An 11,438-nucleotide genomic window follows, 5' to 3' on the forward strand; every position below is an offset into this window, starting at 1 on the left:
GCCTGACGATTAGTCGTCAAGCTCCATTTTTACATAACTTAAAAATCGTGAACTATATCAATTTTGCTACAAAAGTCAGCACCCACAAGGGTTTACGTATAAAGTTCACTATTTTTTTAATTAGACTTTATTGCAAAATAAACTTTATGATTCCACTTCATAATGTTTATTTTTCACCTACTACAATAAAGAGAATATTATGTTCATTCTCTTTGCAAAAAAATGTAATCTTTTCAGAAATATCAAATCCTACAACATACTCTTTTTCTTGTTCGATTATCTTCCATATTAATATAAGGAATATAATGCGAAAGTTAGGATAGATACAATGATCAGAGATAGAACAAAATAATTAGATTGGAAATGGTAGCAAGTTGATAGTTGAAAGGAGAATTTATTTATGAAATCAATGTTGGAAGAATACGGCAAGATCGTTGTTGTTTCTATTGTGATCGCGATCATGATCGGGGCAGCTGCGTTACTTCGGGGGGCAAATTGAACTGCCGTTCCAGAAGATTACCAAATTAGGAAGTGATGAAGTATATGTGGCAACAACAGGACGTCCAAAACCACCAACAACAGTAGATCTGTATGTTTGGATTTATATTAATAAAAATAATGAACTTGTAATATCTAAGAATAAAATAACAGCACCAACTGATGCACTTTTAAAAGAAAAATCAATAAATGTTCGTAGTAATGGATTAGCAAGAGATGGTTCATTTGATTCAAAATTAGTAAAGAGTGTCAAATTTGCAGAAAAAATAAGACCTATATCGTGTAGAAATTGGTTTTATGGTTTTACAAATTTAGTAGAAGTGAAAAATATTGAAAATCTGTATACAGATAAATGTGAAGATATGTACTTTATGTTTTATAACTGTTCTTCATTGAAAGAAATAAATCTAAAATATTTTGAAACAAGTAATGTTACAGATATGAGATGTATGTTTAGTAATTGTTCTAGTTTGAAATACTTAGATTTAAGTTCTTTTGATATCAGCAAGTCAAAAGATTGTAATTACATGATGGATACAGGCACTTCAACAACTATAAAGGCAAATCCAGATTCTATTATATATCTGTATTTTAAAAAATAGCAATCAAAAACCCCTCTCAGGCGCTATGCATAATAATTTCAACAACATGCTGCTTATAGCAGGTATTGATAAATTTATATCATTCTGATGAAATATTATATTTTATTTTTCACGTTAATGATGTAAAATTATCAATGTAAATATCAGGGCATATTCGAATAATCATTTCTAAACTTTTTCAAATATGCTCTGGAAAGGAACTTTTATACTAATGAAAACCAAGATTCAGGATATGACCTCCGGTTCACCGGGACGGTTGATCATTCTTTTTGCAATTCCCCTGATGCTGGGAAATATCTGTCAGCAGCTTTATACAATGGTGGATACCATGGTTGTTGGCCAGGTTGCAGGTGTGGAGGCTCTTGCCGCACTGGGTGCTGTTGACTTTCTGATGTGGGTTGTCACAGGAATATCCACAGGACTCACTCAGGGATTTTCTATTCAACTCTCCCAGTATTATGGGGCAAAGGATTTCGAAAATCTGCGTAAATCTCTGGCTCACAGTTACCGGCTGACCGCATTCATCGCAGCCGGAGTATTGATTCTCAGCCAGTCATTTGCTTCGCTGGTATTAACAGGGCTGCATACACCTTCCAATATTATCGGAATGTCTCTGTTATATCTGCGCATCATTTTCTGTGGAATCCCCGCCACAGCAGCCTATAATATGTTTGCCTCTGCTCTAAGGGCTATGGGAAACAGTAAAACACCGCTGACCGCAATGATCATCGCATCTGTGCTGAATGTCTCACTGGACATCCTTTTTGTGGCAGGCTTCGGATGGGGTGTGGCAGGAGCAGCAATCGCAACTGTGATTGCACAGAGCTTCTCCGCTGTTTACTGTTTCCTGATTTTACGCAGAATTGATATCGTTCATCTGACCAGAGCAGATTTTATGCCTGCCTCCGGCATGAATGCCCGCCTGATGAAGCTTGGTATTCCTGTTGTATTTCAGAATATCATCATCGGTGTGGGCGGTCTGGTAGTCCAGTATGTGATCAATGGCTACGGTTTCCTTTTTGTAGCAGGATTTACAGCTACAAACAAGCTTTATGGTCTGCTGGAAATGGCTGCTATTTCCTATGGATATGCCATCGTTACCTATGTGGGTCAGAATCTGGGAGCCGGAAAGATTGACAGGATCAGAAAAGGCGTCCGCAGCAGTATGCTGCTTTGCCTGCTTACCTCACTGATCATTTCTGCTGCCATGTTTTTATTTGGAAAAAATATTCTCTCACTTTTCATCTCAGGTGAACCGCAGCAGACACAGCAGGTATTGGCAATTGCTTTTAAATACCTTTCTATTATGGCTGCCATGCTCTGGGTTTTGTACTTCCTGTACGTGTACAGATCTGTACTTCAGGGGCTGGGAGATACCTTAATGCCTATGGTAAGTGGTATGGCTGAATTTGTCATGCGTATCAGTGCTGCACTAATCCTTCCCCATTTTATCGGACAGGACGGTATTTTCTTTGCAGAGATTGCAGCATGGAGCGGAGCCACTGTGATCTTATGCATCAGCTATTATGTACGGATGCATAAATATCATTAAAACAAAACAGGGAGCTGTCGGTAAATAACGTTTTTTAGAGCTGACAGCACCAAACAAAAATATCCTGACAGTTACAGAGCTTTCTGGCTCTGCAACTTGTTCAGGATATTTTTATTTTGATAAATACTTTCTGTTTTTGGCCGCAAAAAATCCTTGTTTGGATTTTTTCAGCCGCATTTTTTTCTAGGCAGTTTTTCCTTCAAATTTTCTCAGTTTTTCGTATAAAAAACGATGATATTTATTTATATTTCTTCCAATAGCATACAGCATGAATTCTTTTGCTAAATACCCTGACATTGCTACTTTATGGAGTGACCAAAATGAATTAACTGCGGATGAAGTCCGACCCAATCACAGATCTGGTGCTTGGACTTGCCCTACTTGCCATAACGATTACAATGCTGAAATCATTGATATGGTAAATGGAGATGCTGACTGTCCGTATTGTTCAGGTCGAAAAGTTATCCCTGGCAAAACATCCTTCGCGGCACTTCATCCCGATCTAATGAATGAATGGAATTGGATTAACAATTATGTATTAGTTAATCCTGATGAGATTACAGAAAAATATTCAACTAACGTCTGGTGGATTTGCAAGCGTAATCCTGATCACGTCTATGAATTAAGTGTTTCTGAAAAGATTTTATACAAGAAACGTCATCGTGAAAGCTGTCCTTATTGTAAGGGACGAAGACGCAAGAAGCGACTATTTTAATTTTAAAGTGTAAAATAAAAAGGAATCATAATCTGATTCCTTTTTATTATGTACATTTTCTAATGATTTTAGTGATTTCTATTTTTAAGTTTTAAAGCTAATTATGTACATTTTTGATACTTTTTCTAAATATCTGTTTTTAGGTTTTAAAGTTCATTATGTACATTTTCGAGCTTTTTTGTTAAAAAATTTTTTTTGGTTATGCACAAAATTCCTGTTACAAATACAATTGTGATTCTACAGATGCAGAACTCTCTCCTTGATCTCCTGCGTTCTTCCCTGATTCCAGAACTGCGTTCCGATATATCCGCAGGTACGTCTTGCAACATTCAGTGTATCCTGGTTGCGGTTTCCGCAATGCGGACACTCCCATACGAGCTTTCCTTCCTCATCTGTTATGATCTGAATCTCTCCGTCATATCCACATTCCTGACAGTAATCACTCTTTGTATTGAGTTCCGCATACATAATGTTGTCATAAATGAAACGGATGACCTGAAGTACGGCTGCAATGTTGTCTTTCATGTCCGGAACTTCTACATAGCTGATGGCTCCACCGGAAGAAAGTGCCTGGAACTGAGATTCAAACTTCAGTTTTGAGAAAGCATCAATCTCTTCTCTGACAAATACATGATAGCTGTTTGTAATATAACTCTTATCTGTAATTCCAGGAACAATGCCAAATCTCTTCTGCAGACATTTTGCGAACTTATAGGTTGTACTTTCAATCGGTGAACCATAGATACTGAAAGCAACGTTCGTCTCCTCTTTCCACTGGTTACATGCATCGTTCATGTGCTTCATAACATCCAGTGCAAATGGTGTAGCATCCGGATCTGTATGGGATTTTCCTGTCATATATTTCACACACTCGTAAAGTCCTGCATATCCAAGAGAAATCGTTGAATATCCTCCATAGAGAAGTTTATCAATCGGTTCTCCCTTCTTCAGGCGGGCAAGTGCTCCGAACTGCCACAGAATCGGTGCTGCGTCAGACAGTGTTCCTTTCAGACGGTTGTGTCTGCACATCAATGCGCGATAGCAAAGTTCCAGTCTGTCATCAAAGATTTTCCAGAACTTATCCATATCTCCACCGGAAGAAAGTGCAACATCAACAAGGTTAATCGTAACAACTCCCTGATTGAAACGTCCGTAGAACTTGTAGTTTCCGTTCTCGTCTTTCCATGGGCTTAAGCAGCTTCTGCATCCCATAACCGGGAAACAATTTCCTTCTTTAAGCTCTTTCATCTTTTTCTCGGAAATGTAATCCGGAACAAGACGCTTTGCAGTACACTTTGCTGCAAGTTCTGTCAGATAATAATATTCGCTTCCTTCTTCGATATTATCTTCTTCCAGAACATAGATCAGTTTCGGGAATGCAGGTGTCACCCATACTCCGGCTTCATTCTTAACTCCCTGATAACGCTGACGAAGTGTCTCTTCGATAATCATCGCCAGGTCTTTCTTCTCTCTCTCGTTCTTTGCCTCGTTCAAATACATGAAAACTGTAAGGAACGGTGCCTGTCCGTTAGTTGTCATCAGTGTGATCACCTGATATTCGATTGTCTGGACACCCTTTGTGATCTCTTTCTTCAGTCTTCTCTCTACGATCTCATTGAGCACATCTTCCGGATATTCCATTCCGACCAGTTCCTGTTCGCTGATCACTTCCTTGCGGATCTTCTCTCTGGAAACATCTACAAACGGTGCCAGATGAGCAAGTGAGATACTCTGTCCACCATACTGGTTACTTGCAACCTGGGCAATAATCTGAGTTGCGATATTACATGCTGTAGAGAAGCTGTGTGGTTTTTCAATCATTGTACCACTGATCACAGTTCCGTTCTGAAGCATATCCTCCAGATTCACAAGATCACAGTTGTGCATATGCTGTGCATAATAGTCAGAATCATGGAAGTGGATGATTCCTTCTCTGTCTGCCTCCACAATATCATGTGGGAGAAGCATTCTTGTTGTCAGGTCACGGCTGACCTCTCCTGCCATATAATCTCTCTGTACGCTGTTGACTGCCGGGTTCTTGTTCGAGTTCTCCTGCTTTACATCCTCGTTGTTGTACTCAATCAGTGACAGAATACGATTGTCTGTTGTATTCGCCTTACGTACGAGGGATCTCTTATAACGATATCTTACATACTTACGTGCAAGTTCAAAAGCTCCGGTAGCCATAATCTGATTCTCTACCATATCCTGGATCTCTTCTACGGATACTGCACGATTCAACTTGTTACACTTGAATTCCACATATTCTGCGATATCTTCAATCTGGCTGTCTGTCAGCGTACGCTCCCCATTATCCTTATCCGCTTTCGTCACAGCAACCACGATTTTCTGTATATCAAATGTCTCTTCCGACCCATTTCGCTTGATAATTTTCATTGATCAGTCTCCTCACTTTTTCTTATTCTTGCACGATATCTTGTGTTTTATCCGTTTCTATCGTGCTGTCTGATACTTATTCTAATACAAAATATAGTATAATGCAATCCCCAAAACACAGTATCATGTATTTTCAGAACATCTGCTACATTTTTTGAGTTTTTCATTTAACTGATAATCTTTACTCCATCTGTTATACAAAATCAAAACTGTCTATGAATTATCTGTCTACTCATTCTCCTTTCACACCTGCGGAAAAGGCAGCCAAACAGTCCTTATTCAAGGACTTTGGCTGCCTTTTCTTTCGTTTTATTTCAGGTAATAATTCTATTTATTTTTCGAATTCACAGATAATTCGGTCAATTCTTTTTCTAATAAGATCCGTTATGTTTTGCATGGAAATCTCTTGTCTCTTTGACGATCACTCCGTTCAATGCAAGAAGTGCGATCAGGTTCGGGAATGCCATCAGTGCATTGAAGATATCTGCGATATTCCATACTGCTTTTACTGTCATATAAGGTCCAATGAATACTGCAAGGATATACAGGATACGATATCCCATTACAACTCCTTTATTTCTGTTAAACAGGTATTCCACGCATCTCTCGCCGTAATAGTTCCATCCGAGAATTGTTGTGAATGCAAAGAATACAAGACACAGCATCAGGGAGAATGTCGCTACGAACGATGGGAATGGAAGTCCTTTCTGGAAAGCATCCATTGTGATTGCCACACCTTCAAGTTCCGGGTTCAGCCAGGAACCGGCGATCACGATAGAAAGTCCTGTCATCGTACAGATTACGATTGTATCAATAAATGTTCCTGTCATAGACACAAGTCCCTGACGGACCGGTTCTTTTGTTCTTGCTGCTGCTGCTGCGATCGGTGCACTACCAAGTCCGGACTCGTTTGAGAAGATTCCTCTTGCAACACCTTTCTGCATTGCTACGAACACGGATCCAACCGCTCCTCCTGCAAGTGCACTTCCTGTAAATGCAGATTTCACGATAGAAGCCAGTGCTGCCGGAACAGCTGTGATATTTGTAATAATGATGATTACTGCAAGTCCTACATAAAGAACTGCCATAAATGGTACGATAACTTCTGATACTTTAGCAATTCTCTGGATTCCTCCAAGAACTACAAGACCTACGCATAATGTCAGAATTACTCCTGCGACTACAGTTGCCCAAGAATAATTTCCTCCAAACAGGGAAACTGTATGTGCCATATCCGGGTCGAAGAAGTTCTTAACCGCTGATGCAATACTGTTTACCTGTGTAAATGTACCGATTCCGAAGAGACCAACTCCGGCTCCGAAGAATGCGAAAATCTTCGCAAGCCATGTCCACTTCTTACCCATTCCGTTTTCAATATAATAGAATGGTCCGCCAAGTACATGCCCGTCTTCGTCGATTGTACGATATTTGATTGCCAGAAGACCTTCTGCGTATTTTGTCGCCATTCCAAAGAATGCCGCGATAACCATCCAGAACAACGCTCCCGGACCACCAAGTGCGATTGCTGTTGCAACACCTGTGATATTACCGGTTCCGATAGTTGCTGACAGAGCTGTACAAAGTGCCCCAAAGCTGGTCACTTCTCCGCTACCGTCTTCTTCATCTTTAAACATGAATTTGAAAGCTTTGCCAAGATGCCTGATCTGTACAAGACCAAGTCTGGCTGTTAGAAAGATACCTGTTGCCATGATGAGGCAGATCAACGGAAGCCCCCACACAGCATTGTCGATTGCAGTGATGATTTTGTCGATTTGTGCAAACATTTCTTTATTCCTCCATCCTTTTGCCTGAGAGACTCGCGGCATGTAACTGCATCCATGACCGCTTACACCTTCGGCGCTCTTTTTAAAGAGACTCTCCTGAGTATTGCTGTCATTCACGTCAGATGTAAATGACAGCAAGTTTTCTCTTTCGTGCTTTAACACGATAAAATTAAGAATAGCACTATGTTATAAGAAATGCAATACGTTTCAAACATTTTTTCAATTAAGAATACTAATATTTATTAATAAACATTAACAATAAGATTATTCTGCCAGCTCTTTTCCTGCTGCCTTAAGTTCTTCAAGTACGTCATCCTCCGGAGCCTCATTTGCGATGATTCCTTCTTCACAGATCAACTGTGCCCCAGCGTTTTTCATGCGGTCTGCCCAGTCTCTCATCCATTCTCCGTCTCCCCATCCATAAGAACCGAACAGAAGGATCTTCTTCCCTGATACATAAGATTCCAGTTCTTCTACAAATGGTTCCATCTCAGATTCTTCAAGCACCTCTGCCCCCATTGCCGGGCATCCAAGTGCAAATGCAGCTTCTTCTGCCACTGTTTTTGCATCTGCATCCCCTACTTCCAGAAGTTCTGCTTCCTGACCTGCCGCTTTGATTCCTTCGGCAACCGCCTCTGCCATTGCCTGTGTATTACCGGTTCCACTCCAATATACAACTGATATACTCATTTTATAAATTCCTCCACTTTCTTTGATTCAATGCAATTTCACGGATGTTTTTTCCATCCAGATACTCATTCACCGCACAAACCTTTGCGCGGTCATATTCATGAAAAATCATTCTCGCTTTTTCAGGATTACTATATACTTTCCAATATCCTGTCATAATAAAATCTCTGCCTTCTTTTTCAATAAAGCTCTGCACATCTGCCGTCGGATATCCGAGAAAAGCTCCAATCTCATGTGGGAATCCAATTCCTTGTGCAGTACACTCGCAGATACGTTCTGACAGATGTGCCAGCATTTCCTCGATATTGCTTTCCTTATATCCGTATTGTCCAATCAGTTCGCGGAGTTTTGGCTGGTTCATATATTCTTCCAGCTCTTTGGGGCGATAGAAAAGGACAAGGCATTTCCCCTCTGAGCAGGATAATTTATAAAAATTGATCTCCATCCCGGAAAACATTTCTTCCAATTCAGAATATGATTCATTTTCCATTGAAATCAGGCCAGATACTTTAAGCCCTTTCAGAAAAGGCGCACACTGTAATATAACCTGAAATCCAAGCCTCACCTTCCGGTCTTTATTTTTTAGATAGTAGGATAATACTTCCGTCGGCATATCGTTCTCCTTAGTTTTATTTTGAGAATTGTTTTCATTCAAGTGTTATGTTAACATAAATGAAAATGATTTTCAATACAGTTTTTGAGAACTTTTCTCATTACCATGATGGCATCTTGCTGCTTATTTCTTATGGTAATTCCGCATAAAACTTTTTCAAATTTTAACACTTTTTTAGTTGTTACTCACATATCTTTAGTGTATAATGAATTTATAAATATTTGAGAGGTGAGAAAATCTCAAACATTATACACACTTACATAAAGGAGAGATTCGCCATGGTAAATTTAATCACAGGCCCAAGAGGCAGCGGAAAAACACAGCAGATGATCGATCTTGCAAACGAGAAGGTTAAGACTTCTTCCGGTAATGTCGTATTTATTAAAAGGAGCAGCAAAGACACTTATTCTGTAGATTTCAATATCCGTGTCATCAAGATGGCTGATTATCCTGACATCCTTACCTTAGAAGAATTCGTAGGTTTCCTCTATGGTATGGCTGCTGGCAATCACGATATCGAGGCTGTTTTCATTGACAGTATCTTAAAGCAGGCTAATATCACATTAGAAAGTCTTCCGACATTCATCGAGAAATTAAATAAGATTTCCGAAGATGCTAAGATTGACTTCTACCTCAGCGTCAGCGCAGATAAAGCTGAGATTGCAGATGTTGACACACTTGAATGCACAGTTCTGTAAGCATTTACAGCGTAGTGTAACACAGGATTCGCCCTTCTGGGTCTGAACAGTTACAATAATTTTAGGAATTAAAAAAGAAGTACTTCCGTTCTCCGGTTGTACTTCTTTTTTTCGCTTCTTTCTCTTATTCTGTCTGTGCAGAATCCCCTGCCGTATCTTCTGCCTGCTCTTCTTTCGCAGCTTTTGTGCTGATCTGTTCACTCGCTTTTCCATTCAGGGAAAGAACTGTATCCACCTGCTCCCCCTTCTTATACTCAACTGTGACTTCATCTCCGACATTAAACCGGATAATATCAATAAAATCTACAACAGATACATCAAAGATCTCATCCGAACCTTCAAGCATGATATAATAATGAGAATCACCGTCTATAACGCCCTGGGCGATCTTTGTGATCTTAGCTGTCAGTGTCTCTACGGATCTTGTATCCTCAGCTTCTGTCTTGATCCCGTTCTTATACATCAGATTAGTGTAAGATTCCTCGCATTCACTGACCGTATCTCCAATTGCAACAATCTGATATTTCTGCACATTTACCATCGCATACTTCTTCACCAGACCGGCATCATCCTTCAGTGCAATGAAATAGGTCGGTTCACCGGAAATATTTAAAAGCAGTGGAAATGTTGCCGTATAGTGCAGATTCTGTACCTGCCCTTCTGCGGAAGACATCGCTGAACTCTCTGTTGCTCCTTCAATCTCATAGAACTTTGTCTCCATTGTTCTCTGATTCATCAGAACAAACCCTACATTCGACTGGTCTCCGGTAATCGAGGTAACACCTGTGTATACCCATACATCGTCATCGATTGCAAGATAATTGTATCCGTCAGTTGTATTCAGGCAGTCTTTCTGCCCCAATACACTATTAAAGAAACCATGTTTCAATGTTCCGTGATAATTATAAAGCTCAACTAACAGATCTGCGGAATATACTCTGTCAACCCACTGTGGGACATCCTCAACTGCATAATCCTTCGTTTCTCCTGTGATTGCATTGCAAAGTACAACTCTTCCGATTGTTGTTCCACCGAATAATCCGATATTGTACTTCTTCACCGGGCAGATCCAGTACGGAACCCCGTCTTCATCAATTTCAAAACTCAGATCATTAAAAATATAGGTCGGATAGTTAAATCTCAGATGACGGTAAATATTTCTGTTAAAATGATCACTTGTCGTGTACTTCATCCCTTCACTCAGTTTTACGAGTTCCGTATTCTGTGTTGCCATATCAATCTTGATATAGGCCGGGATTCCTTCTCTCATGTTCGTAAACCATTTGATCACGCTGGCATATTTCAAAGGAGAAACTCTCACCGGCTGATCCTGATAGTTGATCTGGGAATACAGTTCATCTACCTCGAACTGGGATACCATATCTACCATACTTCCCATCTTCCTGTCACCGAGAAGCTCTGCTGAATCCTTATCCAGCAATGGAATCTGATCAAAAGATAATTCTTCGATATCTTTCGTAAATTCTCCATTCTTCACCGTCAAAAGTTCCTGATACTTCTTCGCATTCACAATTGGAGAAGACAAAACTGATCCTGCCACATATGCGATCACAAGCACCGCAAGGATTCCAAGGATCACCTTTAATCCCTTTGACTCTTTCCAGTCGTAACGGTTTAAATTTTTCTTTCTGATAAATACCACAGCTGCCAGAATGACCAACACCACAAGATACATCCAGAATTCTGAGGCATGAATATTGATCGCCGGGAGTGTCACATAGTAATAGATTCCAATCAACAGAATCACTCCTATGACAGCTGTCACTTTCATTTTAAATTTGTTCATCTCACCTCTTCCTTTCTTTCATTTTACGTAACTGTTCAGAGCCAACCTCCAAAATGCTACGCATTTCGTCGGTGTGGCGTAT

9 protein-coding genes, 1 pseudogene and 1 riboswitch are annotated in these 11,438 nt (G+C 39.9%); of the genes and pseudogenes, 4 read left to right on the plus strand and 6 right to left on the minus strand.

Annotated elements, in window-relative coordinates:
* The first annotated feature begins 545 nt into the window (after positions 1-545).
* Positions 546-1,100, plus strand: coding sequence for a BspA family leucine-rich repeat surface protein (locus LI162_RS09135; RefSeq protein ID WP_055156737.1), 555 nt, complete (start codon positions 546-548; stop codon positions 1,098-1,100).
* A gap of 211 nt (positions 1,101-1,311) precedes the next feature.
* The gene (locus LI162_RS09140) at positions 1,312-2,652 is read left to right on the plus strand and encodes an MATE family efflux transporter (protein WP_055156739.1); all 1,341 of its coding nucleotides are present in this window, start codon (positions 1,312-1,314) and stop codon (positions 2,650-2,652) included.
* 183 nt (positions 2,653-2,835) lie between these two features.
* On the opposite strand, the pseudogene LI162_RS16080 reads toward LI162_RS09140, so the two are convergent.
* Positions 2,836-2,931: pseudogene (locus tag LI162_RS16080) on the minus strand (transposase); the annotation flags it as partial.
* Here LI162_RS16080 and LI162_RS09145 point away from each other — a divergent pair.
* Positions 2,921-3,367, plus strand: coding sequence for a zinc-ribbon domain-containing protein (locus tag LI162_RS09145; RefSeq protein ID WP_055156741.1), 447 nt, complete (start codon positions 2,921-2,923; stop codon positions 3,365-3,367). The pseudogene LI162_RS16080 and the gene LI162_RS09145 sit on opposite strands and share 11 nt — an antisense overlap.
* Before the next feature lie 237 nt (positions 3,368-3,604).
* On the opposite strand, the gene nrdD is transcribed toward LI162_RS09145, so the two are convergent.
* The 4 genes from nrdD to LI162_RS09165 all read right to left on the minus strand — a co-directional run bounded on the left by nrdD (position 3,605) and on the right by LI162_RS09165 (position 8,851).
* Complete coding sequence (gene nrdD / locus LI162_RS09150; RefSeq protein WP_055148777.1) at positions 3,605-5,764, minus strand: anaerobic ribonucleoside-triphosphate reductase; 2,160 nt, start codon at positions 5,762-5,764, stop codon at positions 3,605-3,607.
* Between the two features lie 371 nt (positions 5,765-6,135).
* Positions 6,136-7,548: an alanine/glycine:cation symporter family protein gene (locus tag LI162_RS09155; protein ID WP_015529670.1), complete on the minus strand. Its 1,413-nt coding sequence runs from the start codon at positions 7,546-7,548 to the stop codon at positions 6,136-6,138.
* A gap of 2 nt (positions 7,549-7,550) precedes the next feature.
* A riboswitch (glycine riboswitch) is annotated at positions 7,551-7,657 on the minus strand.
* A gap of 155 nt (positions 7,658-7,812) precedes the next feature.
* Positions 7,813-8,238 (minus strand): flavodoxin, encoded by a 426-nt coding sequence (locus tag LI162_RS09160; protein WP_227156344.1) that lies wholly within the window; start codon positions 8,236-8,238, stop codon positions 7,813-7,815.
* Position 8,239: 1 nt separating this feature from the next.
* Positions 8,240-8,851, minus strand: coding sequence for a DUF3793 family protein (locus tag LI162_RS09165; RefSeq protein WP_015527879.1), 612 nt, complete (start codon positions 8,849-8,851; stop codon positions 8,240-8,242).
* A gap of 278 nt (positions 8,852-9,129) precedes the next feature.
* On the opposite strand from LI162_RS09165, the gene LI162_RS09170 reads away from it, so the two are divergent.
* The gene (locus LI162_RS09170; RefSeq protein ID WP_015527878.1) at positions 9,130-9,549 is read left to right on the plus strand and encodes a hypothetical protein; all 420 of its coding nucleotides are present in this window, start codon (positions 9,130-9,132) and stop codon (positions 9,547-9,549) included.
* A gap of 124 nt (positions 9,550-9,673) precedes the next feature.
* On the opposite strand, the gene LI162_RS09175 is transcribed toward LI162_RS09170, so the two are convergent.
* Positions 9,674-11,356: a hypothetical protein gene (locus tag LI162_RS09175; protein ID WP_055170889.1), complete on the minus strand. Its 1,683-nt coding sequence runs from the start codon at positions 11,354-11,356 to the stop codon at positions 9,674-9,676.
* Positions 11,357-11,438 lie beyond the last annotated feature (82 nt).

The sequence above is a fragment of the Mediterraneibacter sp. 210702-DFI.3.120 genome (assembly GCF_020561005.1).
GTDB classification, from domain to species: domain Bacteria; phylum Bacillota; class Clostridia; order Lachnospirales; family Lachnospiraceae; genus Mediterraneibacter; species Mediterraneibacter faecis.